This is a genomic window from Paenibacillus sp. J22FR83 (assembly GCF_059691955.1).
Genome location: NZ_JCAUAM010000025.1, coordinates 45,117 through 64,414 on the forward strand (window position 1 = coordinate 45,117; position 19,298 = coordinate 64,414).

A 19,298-nucleotide genomic window follows, 5' to 3' on the forward strand; every position below is an offset into this window, starting at 1 on the left:
AATCGGAATGAAGAATCAAAGTAAACGCATTACGAAGAAAGAAAAGACTGCTGCGGTAATCCTTAGTACTGCTCTACTATCAGTACCATTTTTGTTGGATGCTTCACCTGTTACCTATGCTGAGTACTCGCCCAAGCCAGACCCCGTATTAATTGATAAACTTGGAGATACTATTGTTCCACTTGTAGGTCAAACGGATGTCATTGATCTTAATTCGATTTATGGAACGAGTCCTTTCGATTATTCACAATTTATCATACATAGTAATGAGCCTGATGTTGCTGATATAGAAATAGGTTACGAGATAGAAGGGCTTTTGAAAATTAAACCTGTCGCTCCAGGTACTGCTACATTTACCGTGTTTTTTTATTCTGACGGTGTAGAATTCGAAGATACCTTCCAAGTGACAGTAGATTCAACGATTTCATCAGAGAGAAAATTTGATATCATGGATGCTGTGAAAAAAATATCTTCCTTTCCTAATGACTACACGTCACAGGATAGTGTGAAAACTGTTCTAAATAAGATTGGTCGAGCTATACCATCAGGAACAAAACTGGGGAATCATGCTCCTAGTGTAATCGGAAGAATTGATGATATAACAATTGAACTCGAAACAGAAGACTATGCATTGGGGGATTTGAATCAATTATTTACGGATACAGATGGTGATGAAATTTCGACAACGCTTGTTTGGATGTCTACCGAACAAGAAGGACCAGTTGTAAGTGCATATAACCAGAGTGAGGGTGGATCAGACTGGAGGTTACATCCCGTTTATCCAGGGGCAAGTACATTTCGAGTAGTAGCTCGTGATGGACAAGGTGGTGTAACTGAATCAGAGCCATTTACGGTTAATGTCCCGGCTAATGAAGCACCTGTATTTAATTCAGAGTTAAACCCTAGCCAAATTGCTAATTTCTTATCGGGTACGGGTCATATCTTCAACATATCAAAAGCATCTGAATTGGATTTGAATGAACTTTTCTACGATAAAACAGATCACTACCTTGATTATGAGGCCGATGTTAAATATTATGTTTCGAGTGACAACGTGGCTAGAACGGCACATGTCTATTTACCTGATAACACTTTGACATATGCAGATGTAAAAACTTTACTTGGAACAGGTATGGTAATGGGTCCAATTACTATAACGAATTTAATAGCTAAAGAAAATGAATCTTTATTTACTGAGCAGCCTGTAAATATTCAACTTTTTAATGATTTCTTAAAAGAGTCTTTACCTCATGAGATTAACTTATTCCCTTCGAATGCGGCGGGTTTAAGCAGTCTTACCATACAACCTGAAACGCAAAATTGGATTGATTTTGGGGAGAGCATTATAGACGTATCAACAACAACTTTGCCGAATACAACTCCTACTAATCCATCGATCGTGTATAATTCAGGCAATTCTAATAAAATTACATTTGTTGCTGGGACTCAGTCCGATGAATCAATGAGATTGAAGATTTATTCTGCTTATAATGAAAATAGTGATATAGTTTGGTATCAAAATGATCTAATATTTAATGTCATTGATCGACCAGCACCAATCGGTACTGCGCAATCCATCGATTTAACTAAATTGCTAGGTTATCAAGGAGTTGACGAATATTGGTCAAATTTCACGAATTATTTCAATGAGTACGTTAGCTTTCCTAGCGTTGCTCAGGTGACATACGGGTATTTGATGCATACAGGTTCTTATATAGTGACAGTAGACAATTTCTCTTCTGAAGGAGCTGCTACTAGCCTATTGTTAACAATTGACCCAGATGCAGGTAGTGTTAAGAGTGGTAGCCGATTATACATAATTCCGATTATTAAACCATAATGGAAATAATTAACCACATCATCTCCCTCATCCAAGCGAACAAACCCCAAGAAGCCGAATCGGAGCTCCTCCAAGCCATCCGCAGCAAGCCTCTCGAAGCGCAGCTCTGGGTGATGCTTGGTGAAACGCTTTTGCTACAGAAGCAAGCAGGCGCTGCGAAGCGGGTATTTGATCGCGCTTGGCTACTGGATCCCCAAGCCAAATGGGTCAACAACATCTATAAGGCGATGCAGAAGATGCCTCAAGGCGAGCCGAGACCCGACATCGAGGATCTCTTGGATGTTCCCAAGGTTACCGTAACCGCGGCGATTCTTTCGCATAACGAAGCCGCAGATATTGCGAAGTGTATCGTTGCTCTGCAAGGAGCTGTCGATGAAATCCTGCTAGTGGATTCATCGACAGATGAAACCCGCAGGATTGCTCAGCAATATCCGAAGGTGAGAGTTGTTCCGATCGTATGGGAGGACAACTTTGGAAGTGCGCGAAACATCGGCTTACAGCATGTCCAAACGGACTGGGTGATTTGGATTGATGCGGATGAGGTGCTTATTCCGGAAGATGTACAGGCAATTCGTGAGATTGCAGGTGTGTTCGACCATTTGCCCATCATTCCAGCCCTGCATGTCTGGCATTTGAATCGAATAAATGGGACCGTTCAACATGATTTCTCACAAGTGCGGATGTTTCCTGCTCAAAGAGGACTTCGGTACTATGGCCGCATTCATGAGCAAATTGCTACTGACAAAGGGGTCTACCAGCTCGATACGTATCGAAGAGCTGTTAAAATCCGACTGGATCATAACGGCTATGATCCAACTGTGATTCAAAGCAAAGGAAAGCTAGAACGGAACCTTCGTTTGCTTAAGCTTATGATTGAGGAAGAACCTGAGAATCCAGGCCACTGGCTATTTTATGGTCGGGAATCGCTAGGAATGGGGCTAGAGGAGCAAGCGGTAACTGCTCTACTTGAGGCTGAGCGCCTAGGTGCCTCAATGCCTCTATTCGGCCGAATGGCGGAAATATATCGACTCCAAATTCAAATCAATTTACATCGCAAAAACTACGGGGAAGCGGAAGCTTATTGCCACAAAGCGTTAGCACATACACCTGATTTCCCGGATGCGCATTATTTGCTCGCGCAAGTAAGAATGAGACAAGCTGATGAACTTCTGCGATTAGCAGAAGCGAGTATTAAGCAGTCTTTGTCCAGTCTGCCCAATTACCGCGGCAGCGTTAGCGCGGATTACCATATTGGCGAGTGGAAGGCTGCAACATCCCTTGGCGAGTTAGCCATGCGTTCAGGGAAGCTTGCACGGGCAAAACAGATTTTCTCGCAACTCAAGGACAAGCCAGGTGCAGCTGAGAGCCTAACTGCGAAGTTAACTGCCATTGAAACAGAGCGGCAAAGGCTTAATCAAGACGAATAGCCCCAATAAAAAAGACGATCACCATGCCTCAGTGGGCTGATGATCGTCTTTTTGCCTATCGCTTAATTAATTAAATAACGAATGCGCTAGTTATGATAACAAGAAGGATAAAAAGGACTAGAACTGCTGCTGAAGAAGTTCCTACTGCTGACATGGACATTCCCTCCTTTCGTGGTGAGTGTTATAAGATAAGATATGTAAGTTGGGGCACAAGTGTATAGACGAATATCCTGATTACTCATATTTTGGTCGATAATGGGCATGCTACAGAAGAATGACACAAGATCTGTAGAGGAGGCGACGAAGTCGTGGCCGATATTATGCTAAGACCCGACCTGAAAACAGCAGGCGGCGAAGTCTGCGATATTATGTACAATGGGGAGTTTGTCGGTACGTTAACGCTAGTCTACAGGGAATCGGATCGTCTCAAAGGCGCGATTCATCTGGAGCAGCAATCCATCACGATTGCGAATAAGCAAGCAGTCTATGATTATGCTCATTCCTATATTCAAGATGTGATTGATGCGCTTGGAATCGCCCAGTGTGAGGTTACGGTTAGCTATAGTGATTATGATTTTGTCATTGTGACCGAACATGCCGTCCAACCATCGACGCTTCAAATGGATTATGTATCGAGTGTAGATCTCTTACATGATGATGAGTTGGATTACTCATGGCGCACGGATGTTAGCATGGAGGATCAGGAATCGGAACTGTCCCCGGAACAGATGGAAATGCTGGAAGAGCGGAAGAAAGAACAGGGATATGAACTCGTTATTGTGAACGAAAATAGGAGCAGTGTCGACTATCATGTGTATGATAAAGACGCCGAATTAATAGCGGAAGCCACCCTGCATATCTATGGATCTGAAGTAATCGGAGATATTATGTGGAAATTCGATCCTTTTGATGAAGAGATGGATATTGTTACGGAACTCATGGTGGCAGATTTCAATGAAGAACAAACAGATTCGTTCGTCTTCCATATGAGTTATAATGGGGAGACTGTCGATACGGTGGAATTAACCCATATTGATATGTTGGATTTGGTGGATGAGATGCCAGCTGAAGATGAGATGTGGATACCAACAAGCGATGACTATTCCATCATTCTGGTAAGGGATGATATGGATACATTAACTTATGAGATCTATCAACAATCCTATGGCGGTTTACCGATCGGAACGGCAACGGTAGATATCAGCTCGCGGCAACTTACAGGATTTATTGATTTCCGTGAACCTGGAGATTCGGATGATCGTGAATTGATTGCCACCCTACTATTAGATGAGTTAGATAAAGAGAAGGAATACGAAACGTTCAATTTATCGATGCTGTACCGGAATAAGCTAATCGACGAAATTTTGTTTGAAACTGAACAATTTCACTAAAGCAAACAAAAAAGGCATGATCTCTCAATCAATGAGAGTCATGCCTTTCGTGTATTTTATTCGAATTAGAAAGAGTTGGAAACTGTGATTTGATCAAGGGAGAAACGGCCAGACGGACGTGCTGGCGTTGCAGCTAGACCTACAGAGATCAACATAACAGGTACATAACGCGCTGGAACATTGAATTCTTCAACAAATTTACCAGCATCGTAACCACCCATTGGGCAAGTATCGTAGCCAAGTGATTTTGCAGCAAGCATCAAGTTCATAGCTGCCAAGGAAGCGTTACGAATCGCTTCATCACGAGCAACTTGCGGGTATTGGTACGCACCTTCGATTTGTGCTACAAGTGTATCCATAACAGCTTGTGGAAGGAAGCCGCCAGCAACTGCAGGACCGAATACGCCTTGCGCATTTTTGTTTGCTTCAAGATCACCTAGAACAGCAATAACAACGGAGCTTTCAACGATTTGCTTTTGCCCGTAAGCGATTGGAAGCAATTTTTCTTTGTGTGCTTGGTCATCGATAACAAGGAACTTCCAGTGTTGCAGACCCCAAGCAGATGGAGCCAAGGAAGCGGAAGTTAAAATTTGCTCTAGATCAGCTTGCGGCAGTTTGTGCCCAGCTTGATATTGCTTAACGGAATGACGTTCTTCGATTACTTTCAATACTTCGTTTTGTACTTGTGTGCTCATTACGGATCCCTCCAAGGATAGTATAAGTTCTATATATTGTTGTTCAACCATCGAAAAACATGCCTGTATCTTGTTGGTAATCGATTGAGGAACTGTAAACAACTTTGTAACAAATTACTGTAATCATAAATGTTATAGTTGCGGATGTCAAGAGAGTCTTTCCCGTTGTCGTAAAATGTTGGATAATGGAAAAAGAAAGGGGTTGTTCCTCTTGAAATTGACGCAAAAAGAGTTGAATCACCTTGTTTTTTTGAGCGAAGTCGTATTGACAGCGAAAAAGAAGGGTCTTATGGAGGAAACTCTGCAATGCTTACTCTACATTGTGAAATCACTTGAAGAGGTTGAACTTCCTGATTCTGTTGTTGGCCAAATCGAGCGGTTAATTGCTTTAATTGAAGCAGACTTGCGTGATGAGAATGAACGGATGCAAGAAATCCGTGGACATTTAGACTGGCTGCCCAAAAAAGAGCGAAATTCTTCCATGCCATCCTAGTAAGGTGACAAACTGTCTATTTATGATATAATTTAGAGTACTGTTTTTTTTGAAAATATGAGGTGATAATAATGAGCTATGAAATCCCAAGAAATGTGCAAGAATTGGGGCGTGACATCCAAGAGAACCAATTGAAATATCACCATAAATCCGTTTTGATTTCCAAAGAATTTACGTTTGACAGTGCGCATCATCTGCATTGTTATGAGGGAAAATGTAAAAGTCTACATGGCCATACTTATAAGCTGCAAGTGATTATGCGGGGAAAAGTAGATAGCCGAGGGATCGCAATTGATTTTGGAGATATCAAACGAATTACGAAAGAACGCGTGATTGATCGCTTGGACCATCGCTATCTGAACGACGTATTGCCGCCGATGAACACGACGGCTGAGAATATGGTGGTTTGGATTTATGAAGAAATTCATCAAGCATTGCTCGATGAGAATCTCTATCCAGCCATTTCATTGGACGAGATTCGCCTCTGGGAAACGCCGACCAGCTATGCTGCCATCACACGCTCGATGATGGAGGAGGATCTGTAATGCGTGATATCCGCATTCCTATGGTTGAGATCTTCGAGACGGTTGAAGGGGAGGGAACCCGTGCCGGGTTCCCGACGATCTTCGTCCGTCTTTTTGGCTGTAACCTGCGCTGCTCGTGGTGCGACACCACGTACAGCTACCCACCGGCGGAAGCCGAGAACGTCATGACCATTGCTGAAATCATCAGCAAGGTTCAGACGTTCCGCTCCCGACATATATGCCTAACAGGTGGTGAGCCGCTCCTGTATGGCAACAAATCGCTCGCGCTGATCGAAGCGCTCGCTGAACTGGCGCAGGTCGACGACCTGCACATCGAAACGAATGGTGCGATTGACTTAGCACCATTCATCTCGCAAGTCTCATCACCGAAAGTTCGCTACGTGATGGACTTTAAGCTGCCTGATTCCGGGGAAATGGATCAGATGGTCTACAGCAATTTCGAGCTGCTGCGCGAGCAAGATGAGCTGAAGTTCGTCATCGGGAGCGATCTCGATTTTCAAACAGCAGTCAGCGTACTGCAGGAGTATCCGACCAAAGCGCTGCCGATGTTCAGCCCCGTGTGGGAAACGATGCCGCCGCGCAAGCTGGTAGACCTGATGCTAGCCGAAGGGTTATCGAAGGTGAAGCTGAACATGCAGTTGCATAAGATAATCTGGGACCCAGCGATGCGAGGCGTCTAGCCTGCAGGCATTGTACACCATGTGTACAGTGCCATTTTCAAATTATAATAAAGAGGTGCTTAACATGAGTGATAACACAAAGAGAGCCGTCATTATTCTCAGCGGTGGTTTAGATAGTACAACATGTATGGGACTAGCGAAGGAAGCGGGCTACGACTTGTTCCCGATTTCTTTTGACTATGGACAGCGTCATAAGATTGAAATTGAGAATGCCAAGCAAGTTGCTGAGCATTATGGGGTTGCGGCTCGTCACAAAATCATCAAGCTAGATTTCCTGCGGGATTTCGGTGGGAGTGCTCTGACAGACGATACGATTGCTGTTCCCAATGTGACGAATGCACCTGAGACGGAAGAAATTCCTGTAACTTATGTACCAGGACGCAATCTGTTATTTCTTTCTATTGCAACTTCATATGCAGAAGTAACGGGTTCTAGTGCTATTTATATCGGGGTGAATGCGCTAGATTACAGCGGATATCCAGATTGTCGACCTGAATTTATTCATAAAGTTGAAGAAGTTATCGCGCTAGCTACCAAAGTGGGTGTAGAAGGCAAAGGGATCACGATTGAAACGCCATTGATCAACTGGACGAAAGCGAAGATCGTAGAAGAAGGATTGAAAATCGGTGTTCCGTATGAGCTGACAACGTCTTGTTACAATGGTAAAGCTGAAGCGTGTGGTGAATGTGACAGCTGCCGATTGCGTTTGAAAGGTTTTGAAGAAGCGGGCTCTAAAGACCCAATCGCTTATTTACCATAGGAGTAAGGTTTGAGAAAGGCGGTGCCTGGATGACACGCATTATGGTTGTTGATGATGACGCGGACATCCGAGAGTTGATTCGCGTTTATTTGGCAGGAGAAGGGCTAACGGTCGTGGAAGCCAGCAATGGGCAAGAAGCGCTGAGACAGATGGAATCCGTTCCTGCTGACTTGGTCGTGCTGGATGTGATGATGCCGTTGATGGATGGCTGGGAGCTGTGCCGTGAATTGCGATCGCATTACCCAGAACTCCCTCTGTTGATGGTGACCGCGAAGAGTGAGTCTGTTCATAAAGTGAAGGGTTTCCAACTTGGTACCGACGATTATTTAGTGAAGCCTTTTGATCCCGTAGAGTTAGTCATGAGAGTCAAAGCGCTGTTAAAGCGATATCGGATACATTCCTCACAAGTCATTCTCATTGGTGGCGTGACCATCGATCGTACAACGTATGAAGTGCGTTATCAAGACCAGCGGGTTACCTTGCCGTTGAAGGAATTTGAGCTGCTTTATAAGTTTGCAAGTCATGCAGGTCAAATCTTTACGCGTACGCAGTTGATTGAACAAATTTGGGGAATCGATTATGAAGGCGATGAACGCACGGTGGATGTGCACATCAAACGTTTGCGAGAACGATTTGAGCCCTTCACGGAAGGTTTTCAAATTACAACGATACGAGGATTGGGGTACAGGCTTGAGGTGAAGGTATGATCAAATCGCTATATTTGCGCGTAGTGTTAACCTTTCTTGCCATAGTATTGACCAGTATACTTGTCGCGTTTCCATTGGCTATGTATTTTTTTACGAATATGATTTCAACGCAATTTCAATCCGAGATGCTAGCGGTTGGACGTCAAATTGTCTCGTTAAGCAATGAAGTGCAGCCAAAGAACCTGTATTCTTTTGTAGCGGGTAGCAATCGGCTGAATGAGAATTATTTGTTCACACTATTTGATTCCAGCGGTACTGCATTAGGGCGGCAGCTTCCTTTGGATACCAAAGGGAGGCCGCGGATACAAACGTCTGAGGTAGCTGATGTTTTGAAGGGGAATATCTATAAAAGCCTAGATTACACGGCTCCGTTACGCGGAATTAACGGAATTAAAGTCGGCGTGCCGCTGATCGTCGGTGATCAGAGCTACGCGTTATTCATACATACCAACATCACAGATGAAGCTCGCAGTCAGTTGCAGACCTTGATTGTATCGGTCCTTGCCATCGTCCTCCTCGTGGGGAGCATCCTTATTCTCATCGCTTCGCGCTATCTAGTGAATCCGTTAAAGAAGCTAACCCTTGCGACAGAGAAGCTTGCTCGAGGTAATTTCAATGTCAATGTGAGTGTGAATAATAAGGACGAATTAGGTAAACTCGCAGAGAGCTTCAACCATATGGCTGGGGAACTTAAGCAGCTGGAGCAGATGCGTCAAGATTTTGTTTCCAACGTGTCACATGAGATTCAATCTCCCCTGACGTCGATTCGTGGGTTCTCCAAAGCATTAAGAGAGTCGGATATCGCTGAAAACGATCGGAACAAGTATTTGGAAATCATTGAACGCGAGAGTGAACGCCTGTCTCGTCTAAGTGAAAATTTACTGAAGCTGGCATCATTGGAATCCGAGCATCACCCGTTTCATCCCTCGATCTATGATTTGGACGAGCAATTGCGTCGCATTGTCGTATTCTATGAACCGCAATGGTCATTGAAAGAGTTGGATATGGACCTGGCCTTGCCACGCGTGAAAATCTTTGCGGATAGCGATCAATTAAATCAAGTGTGGATGAATCTGATCGGTAATGCGATTAAGTTTACAGGAAATGGTGGACATATCTACATAAAGCTAGTTCCATTGCGAGACCGGGTTCAAATATGGATTCAAGATAATGGGATGGGTATTCCGATTGAAGAACAAGGGCGTATTTTCGACCGATTCTATAAGGTAGATCAGGCGAGGCAGCGTGACAGTGGCAGCGGTCTTGGACTTGCTATCGTGAGAAAAATCATTGATATGCACGATGGAACGATCGAGGTTCAGAGTGAGGTAGGCAAAGGAACACTATTTCTTATCGTCTTACCGACGACACACTCGCCAACGAAAAAGAGTTGAACAAGAAACTTGGATTGTACACCAAATGTACACCAAGTTTTTTTGATTTGTTCATATTGAGTTCATATTGAACCTGTATCTTTAACTCACAATCATTAGTTGAGGGGAGTACAGGAATGAATCGACTCACATACTTTTCGATGAAAAACGTTTCCGCGTTATTCATCATCATGATCATGCTTTTTGTAGGCGGCTTGTATTCAGCAACACAGCTGAAGGAAGAGAACATGCCGAACGTTTCCTTCCCTGTTGTGGCCGTTACAACGACCTATACAGGCGCTCCGAAGGACGTTATGGATGAAATTACCGTACCGATTGAGAAGAAATTAGCGAATCTAGAAGATTTAGATTCCATCCAATCCACTTCGAGCGATAATTTCTCCATGGTTATTATTTTATTCAAACAAAATGTCGATATCGACAAAAAGAAACTAGCTGTTCAGGACGCTTTGTCCACGGTTTCCTTACCAGCTACAGCAGGTGCGCCTAAGGCTTCTACCTTCGGTGCGGCGTCCTTCCCGTCGAATTATTTGGTCGCCTATGCGAACGAGGGAGTCAGCCAAACAGAGCTTGATAAAACGTTCAAAGATACGATTAAACCAGGTCTTGAAGGTATCAAAGGGATCGACCATATTGACATTATCGGTGCTAGAGATACCTCGCTCGATATTGAGCTAGATGCAACAGCCTTAGATGTATATGGGTTATCACCAGGCATGGTGAGCAACGCCATTAATACCGCGGCGACGAAAACACCAATCGGTTCGGTTGAAATCGATGGGAATAGCAAAATGACCCGCGTTACCGGCAATTTATCCAGCTTATATGATCTCCAAAAGGTAGAGATTACTACGCCTACGGGCGCTATTGTTACCTTGGATCAAGTATCCAAAGTCAAAGCCATTACCGAATCTGATTTCAATGGACGTCTCGATGGCAAACCAGCGATTGGTATGATTTTATATAAAGCCGGAAGTGCTAACGCCGTTGAATTCTCTGAAGCCATCGAGAAGAACATTTCGGAATGGAAAACAACTATACCGAACATAACATTCAAAAGTACCTATGATAGTGCCGATCAAATTAAAGAATCGATTTCTGGACTTGTCCGTGAAGGGATCGTCGGTGCTGTCCTTGCATCCTTAATGATCCTGGTGTTCTTACGGAATGTACGTATGACTCTCATCGTGCTTGTCTCGATTCCGCTCTCCATTTTGATCACCTTATTATTAATGTCGACGCTAGATCTCACGCTTAATACGATGACACTTGGCGGTATATTTATCGCAGTTGGGCGGGTTGTCGATGACTCGATTGTTGTTATTGAGAACATTTATGCGTCCTTGGAAAAAGCGCAGGAACGCAAAGAGTCCGTAATTGCTTTAGCAACGAAACAAGTTTCGATGGCGATTACGTCGTCTACCTTAGCTACCGTAGGGGTATTTGCTCCACTTGCTTTGGTAACAGGGGTTGTCGGTGGTTTCTTCCGACCTTTTGCCCTAACGATTGCTTGCGCACTTCTTTCATCCTTAATCGTAGCTTTAACGGTTATTCCGATGCTTTCCAAATTACTTGTGTTGCGCAGTAAGCCAGGCAAGATTCAGCATGATGAATCTAAACCTACGAAACTAACGATGTTCTATGAAAAAGCACTAACGTGGAGCTTGAAAAATAAGATCAAAACGTTACTAGTTGCACTTGTCTTGCTCATTGGGACCATGGCTGGAACGATTCCGTTCTTATCTGTAGCCTTCTTGCCTGCATCAGCTCCATCACATATCATGTATTTCCAATTAAAAATGCCTTATTCCACTTCATTTGATGCAACAGATAGCAAAACGAAAGAAATTGAAACAGTTCTACTAGACCTGAAAGATTCAAAAGGTGAGCCTGTCTTTAAATTTGTTGAAGCGCTTGTCGGTTATGCAGGCAATGATGATGAGCAGACGCCTTATGCATCCCAGATTTTCCTTGAAGTCAATGAGAATGTGGATCCTGTAAAAGTACAAGAACAAACGACGGCTTATATTTTATCGGAGCTGCCGGCTGGTTCTGAAGTTGAGCCTAAGTCCATGGAAGGTGATTTCGGGGTATCAAGTACAGACTTCGCTTATACACTCCAGGGGGATGATCAGCTTCAATTAGAGAAAGCGGCTAAAATGGTGAAAGACAAATTGAACACTTTCCCTGAGCTGGCTGAAGTTGAAGATAATCTAAGTGATGCCAAAACTGAGATTGAAATTGCCGTTGATCAGAAGAAAGCTAGAGCCTACGGCTTAAGCGCGGCATCTGTTCGAGATGCGGCACGCACATGGATTACTAAGCAGAATCTAGGCGATATGAAATTCGATAATATTGTATATACAACGACGGTTTCATTGGAAAAAACGGACAAAGATTCCCTAGAGAAGCTTGGCAATATTCCGTTGACGGCTCAGAATGGTTCGATCATTCTTCTCAAGGAAGTTGCTAATATCAATGAAACGAAAGGTGCTGCGTCTCTTTCAAGAGAGAATCAGGCACAGCTTGTGAAAGTATCAGCAAAAATTAACTCCGATAATAAAACAGCGGTAAGTGCGAAGTTAGGTACAGCTCTGAAGGAGCTTGAATTGCCAGAGGGTGTAACACCGCAAATTACAGGTGTATCTGAAGATGTTAATGAAAGCTTTACACAGTTGTTCGTAGCGATGGCTGCTGCTATTTTCGTAGTCTACTTAATCATGGTGTTGGCGTTCGGGAATGCAAGTGCACCATTTGCGATTCTGTTCTCGCTTCCACTAGCCGTCATTGGCGGGCTCTTAGGTCTCGTCATTGCAAGAGAACCATTAACGGTAACTTCGATGATCGGGTTCCTCATGTTGATCGGTATCGTCGTCACGAATGCGATCGTATTGATCGACCGTGCACAACAACTGCGCGAAGAAGGCTATACCGTGCGTCATGCCCTGATTGAAGCAGGGAAAGTCAGACTTCGTCCGATTATTATGACAGCCGGGGCAACCATTATGGCGTTAGTGCCATTAGCACTGGGGATCTCTGCAGAAGGCGGATTGATCGGTAAAGGCCTAGGGGTTGTTGTTATTGGTGGATTGATTACTTCGACGCTATTGACGCTAGTCGTTGTACCTATTATTTACGAGTTGATCGAAAGTATGAAAAACCGCGTAAGCTCTATGTTTAATCGGAAAAAAGGCAAAGAAAAAATGACAACGAGTTCGTTAGAGGTATAAGGAGGCACATCGATGATTAACGAAGGTTCACGAAAAGGGCATAGCAAATATCGCTGGATGGGGGTCATCACGCTGTTAACCGCAGCGACAGTGTTGGCAACAGCCTGCTCTGCACCAGGAGGTAAGGATGCGGCAACGGTACAGTTAACGCCGAAACCGGTCAAAACGGAAGTAATTAAGCTTCAGAAAATAAGTAATCCGATTGAACAGGTGGCAGATGTTGTTGCCGGAACAACGCTTGATGTGATGGCGAAAGCGAGCGGTGAAGTTACCAATGTTCTGAAACAACGTGGCGAATATGTGACGAAAGGCGATGTGCTTTTCGTTATTGATAACAAAGATGCGCTATCGAATAAGCGCAAAAGCGAGCTGCAAGTGAAGAGTGCACAAGATTCCTTGCAACAAGCAAGAGATAATAAAGTGAATTCGCGGAAAGATTTGGCCGATAACGTGGCTCGCTCACAAACGGCTTTGAATAACGCGCAGCAAGATTACAACAAAATCAGAAATGATTTTGAAGCAGGCAGCGCGGTGCAACGCCAGGTGGATCAAGTTAAACAAGCATTGGATAATGCTCAAATGAGCTTGGATGCTGCACAAAGCAAGCTATCTGCTTTCGATAATACGGATTCCATCTCTTCAATTGAAACGCAAGCAGAGTCCGCACGTCTAAGCTTAGAGGATGCTACTCGTTCTTTGGAGTATTACGAAGTGAAAGCACCAGGCAACGGTATTCTAACTGATTTCAATGTCGTGGTTGGCCAAACAGCATCTGCTCAAGCAGGTAAAGTGGGTCAAATCCAGCAGATCGATCCGATCAAAATCAAAACAGAACTAGCAGAAACAAACTACCAACTTGTGAAAAACAAGAAGGAACTCGTGTACTATAACCCGAATACACCTGATAAGAAGGGCACAGCTAAGATCAGCTACCTAGCGCCAATTATGAGTGCTGCTACCAAAACGTATACGCTAGAATTGGAAGTTCCGAATCCAGATCGTACGATTCAACCTGGGGGCCGTTATCAAGTTCAATTGACAACGGAGACGGAAGAGAAAGTTGCTGTCGTGCCTACACTGAGTATCATCCGTGAAGAATCCGATACTTTCGTATTCGTGCAGCAGGGTGATCAATATACGAAACGCAAAGTGAAGCTTGGACGTATTAATGGCGAGTTCCAAGAAGTACTGGAAGGTGTTAAAGAAGGCGAGCAATTGGTCATCACTGGACAGAACACATTGAAAGACGGTCAAAAAGTGACAAGCCCATCCGCATCCGCTCAACCGACGGCATCACCAGCTGCCAAATAGCATCTTTGAAATTCATATTAAGGGAGAGTTATACATGAAAAAAAGACCATGGAAATCCAGTCTAACAGCCATTATGCTGGGAGCAATGATCGTTCAAGGAGGTACCGCAGCGTGGGCTGCGGAGCCTTCCACGCCAACTGTTGTCGCACCAACTGTGAATTATGGTTTAACGAAAGATATTCGTGCTGCTATCAAAAGCGTAGCTGAAACACCGACAGCGACGGGCTCACAGTTTGCTGTGACGGTTCGCTTGTACAATGGCGGCATAGCACAGAATCGCGTGCCGGAGCATGAGCTTCGCGTGCAGACATCTAGCGGAATCTCGTATACGCTGAAACCAAGTGCAAGCAATAAAGCCTCCTTGCAACCGAAGGAAATTGCAGAGCTTGTCTATTACGCATCCGTAGATTCCAAGGAAATCGGTAAGATTGAAGGGCTTTCGTTCGTGAATGTTGATTTATATGCGTATCCGAAGGTAGAGACTACGCTGCTTTCTATGCCAACGAATCAAGTATGGTATGGCGGTACGGGCAGTGCAGCATTGGAAAGCATCGCTAGTGCAGGGTGGGGGCAAGATTTCACGATTGCTGGTGTGAATTCAGGACTTACGTATAAGACGGTTGAATCTTCCATACAGAATACGGCTACAGGTCGTGTAGCGGTTGTGACAGTCCTTGTGAACAATCCAGGTGGGGGACGTGAAACGGTACCTGCTTTCCGCATTGATGCACAATCAGAGTCGAAGAATTATGAAGGTAAACGAACAGAAGTCGCGCCAGTTGCCTTGGCAGCTGGAGAAACAACGTATATCCACTACGCGATTCCCGTGGAAAGCGGTGTGACATTAACGAATTTGGTCGTGTTATCGACAGATACGTTTGTTCCGAAAGATGGCGGTCAACCAGCAGAATTGGCCACAGCTAAACTTGCGATCAATTGGCCAGTAGATGGGGCGAGTGCAGCCGCAGAATCCTATACGATCGGTACACCGATTTCGTTCAATGCACAAAGCAAAGTAATCGATAAGAGTACTGAAGTCTCCTTAATGGAACTGCATATGCATGAGAACCCAGGTGAAGGCTATAAGACGGCAGTTGCGAAATTCAAGTTAACGAACACAAGCACAACGCCAACGGCTACACCAGCATTCTTGACGGAGTTAACAAGCAAGCTAGGCGCTTCCTACCAAGGTGATCGTCAAACCAATGTGACTAGCATACTGAATCCTGGACTCAGTTATGTAGTCAGCTATTCCTACATTGTTCCACAATCCGAAGATAGTGAAAACTTTGCTCTTAAAATATTAGACGCACAGGCTGCTGCTCCGTATACGACGACGATTGCTGCGCTGCAAACGGATCTTCAGAAGGAAGAAGCAGACACACCACTTTCCTTATATCCGTTTGATTTGAAAATAAACGATATCTCAACTAGCATGCAAACGACTGCACAGTTGACCTACTCGTATAAGTTAAGAATGGATTTAAGCATTACACAGCAAGAGAATGTCGTTGTCGACAACAACTTCTCTAAATTAAGATTTGAAATTATTGATCCAGCAGGACGCCTCGTTGGTGCGAAGGATGCTTCTTTTGCAGGTCCTAACAAATTAGTGAGTGGTGTTCAAATGATGGATGTATCGAACTTCTCAACAGATCAATTCAGCTATCCGTTTACAATTCATGTGTACGAGATCATTGAAACACAGAACGGTACTGCTAAGCGGTTACTTAAAATTATTAAATAATCCTCCTCACAATAAAACAAGGGCAGTCTCTCAAGTAGAAGTTATTCTACAGAAGAGATTGCCCTTTTTTGCAAATGAAAAACCTATTTGTGCAGCCTTGCTTTCACAGATTTGGCATAATCCGATGGTGACATGCCGACGGTTTTCTTAAAATCTCTCGAAAAATAATGAATACTTGTATAGCCGAGTAAATTTGCAATTTCGGTTATGTTATAGGGACCTTCGCGCATGTAGGTTTTGGCTTGTTCGATTTTGAGGTATTTGAAGGTCTCCATAATGCCCATGCCCTGTTGGGATTGGAATAGCTCTTTCATTCGACTTTTACCAAGGTGAAAGGTTTGGCAGAGGTCATCGAGGGTAAAAGAATCGGCAAGATGATCACTCAGATATGTCATAATTTGAGCGACTAGCCCGACTGCAGCTTTTTCCTTTTGCAACGAGGATTGTTTCAATTTCTGAGCTTCCTGAACGTTTCCTCGAGCGTCTTGTTGACGGATAAGGGTGATCAGAAGGATTTCCAAATACGCTTTGATGAGTTGCTCGCTAGCAAATGATGCCGCTTCGTTTCTTTCTAGCAAATGAACGGAAGGTGAGTCAAATGGCGGGAGGAACGCGTGAAACCCCTCTTGCGTGATTAGCGAGAGTATATTGCGTTCGCGATCACCTAACGATACAACCTTATTAGCAAGCTGAGACATAGCCTCAGAATGGCAGGCGAAGGCAATGACAATGAGATTAGGCGGCTTATGATCATGTCTAACATGAACGGTATGGAATTCCTCAGGCTTGTGGAAGATCATATTCCCCTGCTGGAGGGTATGGATGACATCATCGGCGCGAACTTCGACTTCGCCCTTGTCCACGTAGAGAATTTCCCAGAAGTCGTGCTGTTCACCGTCAAATACAAAGCCTTTGGCATATTCAAAATAGTGAAAGGAAATGAGCGCTTCGATCGAAAGTGATTCCTGTAAATAAATCCTTGGGAAATCCATGATGTCCGTCCTCTCTTGGGGATTTTCTTCCCGAATATAGTCATTTTACCACAACCGATTTCGCTTAAGTGCAAATAATTCGGCTTTATAGATAAATCCAATGCGACACGACTCTTTTATAATAGAGGAAAGAAGCGGAGGAGATAACGATGAAAAAAGGGATTAATATTTGGTCATTTCCAGGCTCCATGAGCGTGAAAGATTGCATTACGACTGCGAAAAAAGCCGGATTCGACGGCATTGAGTTAGCTTTGAACGAAACAGGAGAACTTAGTCTGGAAAGCACGGAAAGTGAAGTTCGTGCGTATCGCCAGCATGCTGATGAAACAGGGATTGAGGTAAGCAGTTTAGCAACAGGCTTGTTCTGGTCCTATTCCTTGACAAGCAGCTCACCGCAAACGCGTCAAAAAGCGAAGGGCATTGTTAAGAAGCAGCTTGAGCATGCCGCGGCACTTGGTGTTGATACGATTCTAGTCGTACCTGGTGCGGTAGGTGTCGATTTCATCCCTGATTCTGAAGTGGTGCCATATGACCAAGCCTATGACTACTCCCTTGAAGCGATTCAGGAGCTCTCCAAGGTTGCTGAGTCGTTGAAAGTTTCGATTGGCATCGAAAATGTGTGGAACAAATTTTTATTATCACCGCTGGAAATGCGGGATTTCATTGATAAAGTCAATTCGCCGTATGTAGGCGCGTATTTCGATGTAGGGAATGTGATCTTCTCTGGCTATCCGGAGCACTGGATTTCAATTCTGAGCCATCGTATCAAAAAGGTACACTTCAAAGATTATCGCCGCGCAGCTGGCGGTTTACATGGGTTCGTTGACCTGCTTGCAGGCGATGTGAATTATCCAGAAGTGATGAAAGCGCTGCAAACCATCGGATATGAAGACTATGTGATCGCTGAGATGATCCCTGGCTATACGCATCACGGTGAGCAAATTGTTTACAACACTTCTGGTGCGATGGACGCTATTCTGGGGAGGAAATAATCATGTTAAGAATTGGACTTGTTGGGTTAGGTTTCATGGGAAGAACACATCTTGAGAATTATGTACGACTGGAAGCTGAAGGTGTTGAAATTAAAGTTGTCGCGTTATGTGATATTGATCCAGTCAAACTTGAAGGCAACGCAGTTGCTGGTAATATTGATACAGGTGATTCGGCCATCGATTTCAATCTCTATGCGAAGTATACAAGCGTGTCCGAGATGATTGAGAAAGAACAGTTGGATTACGTGGATCTCGCTCTTCCGACATACCTTCACCGTGATATTACGATAGAATGTCTTAATAAAGGTCTGCATGTTCTGTGTGAGAAGCCAATGGCATCTAACCCGCAAGAATGTGCTGACATGATTGAGGCTGCTGAAGCGAATGGTAAGCAGTTGATGATTGGTCAATGTTTGCGCTTTTGGCCGGCTTATGTGTACTTGAAAGAAGCTGTTGAGAAGGGAACTTACGGTAACGTAACCAGCGGCTATTTCTACCGCGGCGGCGCTACGCCGACTTGGGGACCGTGGCTTATCGATAAAGAGAAGAGCGGCGGCGCCTTACTCGACATGCATGTGCATGATATTGACATGGTGAATTGGCTGTTCGGTAAACCAGGATCCGTTTCCTGTTTAGCACGCAATGTCGTTCCAGGCAGCGGCTACGATGTCGTGTCTACGAATTATTTGTACGGGGATGGCAAAGTAATTAATGCACAGGCCGACTGGACGCTGGAAGGTGACTATGGCTTTGATATGCAGTACAGGGTTAATTTCGAGAAAGCGAACATCATTTTTAATGCGAACGGTTTGAAAGTTAACCTGAATGATGCGCCTGGATTCAGTCCAGAGCTATCGCCAGAAATGGGCTATTATCTAGAATTGAAATATTTCATTGAGACGCTTCTCGCAGGAGAATCGGTTACAACTGCAAGTCCAGCAAGTACTCGCGAAACGATTGAAATTGCTGTTGCGGAGATCGCATCTGCAGACCAAAACGGTGCTTGGGTAGAAGTGAAATAGTAAGCGAGATCTGCATGTAAACCTTGGGAATCGAATCTGATTTCTAAGGTTTTTTGCCATTGTATGAATTTG

General features: G+C 44.2%; 17 protein-coding genes. 14 read left to right on the top strand and 3 right to left on the bottom strand.

Features of this window, described 5'->3' with window-relative positions:
* Positions 1-7: 7 nt before the first annotated feature.
* Together AC58PV_RS31385 and AC58PV_RS31390 are read left to right on the top strand one after the other, a co-directional pair.
* Positions 8-1,840 carry a hypothetical protein gene (locus AC58PV_RS31385; protein WP_497436857.1) on the top strand — a complete coding sequence of 611 codons (1,833 nt, stop codon included), beginning with the start codon at positions 8-10 and terminating at the stop codon, positions 1,838-1,840.
* Positions 1,840-3,267: a glycosyltransferase family 2 protein gene (locus AC58PV_RS31390; RefSeq protein WP_497436858.1), complete on the top strand. Its 1,428-nt coding sequence runs from the start codon at positions 1,840-1,842 to the stop codon at positions 3,265-3,267. Before AC58PV_RS31385 ends, AC58PV_RS31390 begins: the two co-directional genes overlap by 1 nt.
* Before the next feature lie 70 nt (positions 3,268-3,337).
* Here the strand turns inward: AC58PV_RS31390 and AC58PV_RS31395 are convergent, their stop codons facing one another.
* Entirely contained in the window at positions 3,338-3,421 is an 84-nt protein-coding gene (locus tag AC58PV_RS31395; RefSeq protein ID WP_420848525.1) for a YjcZ family sporulation protein, read from the bottom strand.
* 154 nt (positions 3,422-3,575) lie between these two features.
* Here AC58PV_RS31395 and AC58PV_RS31400 point away from each other — a divergent pair, with 154 nt between their 5' ends.
* Entirely contained in the window at positions 3,576-4,658 is a 1,083-nt protein-coding gene (locus AC58PV_RS31400; RefSeq protein ID WP_497436859.1) for a hypothetical protein, read from the top strand.
* A gap of 65 nt (positions 4,659-4,723) precedes the next feature.
* Here AC58PV_RS31400 and AC58PV_RS31405 read toward each other — a convergent pair whose 3' ends face one another.
* On the bottom strand, positions 4,724-5,353 hold the full coding sequence (locus AC58PV_RS31405) for a nitroreductase family protein (RefSeq protein WP_497436861.1): 630 nt from the start codon (positions 5,351-5,353) through the stop codon (positions 4,724-4,726).
* 211 nt (positions 5,354-5,564) lie between these two features.
* On the opposite strand from AC58PV_RS31405, the gene AC58PV_RS31410 reads away from it, so the two are divergent.
* From AC58PV_RS31410 to AC58PV_RS31450, 9 genes are all read left to right on the top strand, one after another.
* The gene (locus AC58PV_RS31410) at positions 5,565-5,846 is read left to right on the top strand and encodes a hypothetical protein (protein ID WP_497436862.1); all 282 of its coding nucleotides are present in this window, start codon (positions 5,565-5,567) and stop codon (positions 5,844-5,846) included.
* 71 nt (positions 5,847-5,917) lie between these two features.
* Positions 5,918-6,391 carry a 6-carboxytetrahydropterin synthase QueD gene (gene queD / locus AC58PV_RS31415; RefSeq protein ID WP_173116536.1) on the top strand — a complete coding sequence of 158 codons (474 nt, stop codon included), beginning with the start codon at positions 5,918-5,920 and terminating at the stop codon, positions 6,389-6,391.
* The gene (locus AC58PV_RS31420; protein WP_497436864.1) at positions 6,391-7,071 is read left to right on the top strand and encodes a 7-carboxy-7-deazaguanine synthase QueE; all 681 of its coding nucleotides are present in this window, start codon (positions 6,391-6,393) and stop codon (positions 7,069-7,071) included. Before queD ends, AC58PV_RS31420 begins: the two co-directional genes overlap by 1 nt.
* A gap of 64 nt (positions 7,072-7,135) precedes the next feature.
* Positions 7,136-7,831 carry a 7-cyano-7-deazaguanine synthase QueC gene (gene queC / locus AC58PV_RS31425; RefSeq protein WP_497436865.1) on the top strand — a complete coding sequence of 232 codons (696 nt, stop codon included), beginning with the start codon at positions 7,136-7,138 and terminating at the stop codon, positions 7,829-7,831.
* A 29-nt stretch (positions 7,832-7,860) separates the two neighbouring features.
* Positions 7,861-8,538, top strand: coding sequence for a response regulator transcription factor (locus tag AC58PV_RS31430; RefSeq protein ID WP_497436866.1), 678 nt, complete (start codon positions 7,861-7,863; stop codon positions 8,536-8,538).
* Positions 8,535-9,932, top strand: coding sequence for a sensor histidine kinase (locus AC58PV_RS31435; protein WP_497436868.1), 1,398 nt, complete (start codon positions 8,535-8,537; stop codon positions 9,930-9,932). Before AC58PV_RS31430 ends, AC58PV_RS31435 begins: the two co-directional genes overlap by 4 nt.
* Before the next feature lie 116 nt (positions 9,933-10,048).
* Positions 10,049-13,162 (top strand): efflux RND transporter permease subunit, encoded by a 3,114-nt coding sequence (locus AC58PV_RS31440; RefSeq protein ID WP_497436869.1) that lies wholly within the window; start codon positions 10,049-10,051, stop codon positions 13,160-13,162.
* A 12-nt stretch (positions 13,163-13,174) separates the two neighbouring features.
* Positions 13,175-14,473, top strand: a complete 1,299-nt coding sequence (locus AC58PV_RS31445; protein WP_497436871.1) for an efflux RND transporter periplasmic adaptor subunit — start codon at positions 13,175-13,177, stop codon at positions 14,471-14,473.
* A gap of 34 nt (positions 14,474-14,507) precedes the next feature.
* Positions 14,508-16,220 carry a hypothetical protein gene (locus AC58PV_RS31450; protein ID WP_497436873.1) on the top strand — a complete coding sequence of 571 codons (1,713 nt, stop codon included), beginning with the start codon at positions 14,508-14,510 and terminating at the stop codon, positions 16,218-16,220.
* 83 nt (positions 16,221-16,303) lie between these two features.
* On the opposite strand, the gene AC58PV_RS31455 is transcribed toward AC58PV_RS31450, so the two are convergent.
* Complete coding sequence (locus AC58PV_RS31455) at positions 16,304-17,212, bottom strand: AraC family transcriptional regulator (RefSeq protein WP_497436875.1); 909 nt, start codon at positions 17,210-17,212, stop codon at positions 16,304-16,306.
* A gap of 149 nt (positions 17,213-17,361) precedes the next feature.
* Here AC58PV_RS31455 and AC58PV_RS31460 point away from each other — a divergent pair, with 149 nt between their 5' ends.
* Together AC58PV_RS31460 and AC58PV_RS31465 are read left to right on the top strand one after the other, a co-directional pair.
* The gene (locus AC58PV_RS31460) at positions 17,362-18,204 is read left to right on the top strand and encodes a sugar phosphate isomerase/epimerase family protein (RefSeq protein ID WP_497436876.1); all 843 of its coding nucleotides are present in this window, start codon (positions 17,362-17,364) and stop codon (positions 18,202-18,204) included.
* A gap of 2 nt (positions 18,205-18,206) precedes the next feature.
* Positions 18,207-19,226, top strand: coding sequence for a Gfo/Idh/MocA family protein (locus AC58PV_RS31465; protein WP_497436878.1), 1,020 nt, complete (start codon positions 18,207-18,209; stop codon positions 19,224-19,226).
* The last annotated feature ends 72 nt before the right edge of the window (positions 19,227-19,298 follow it).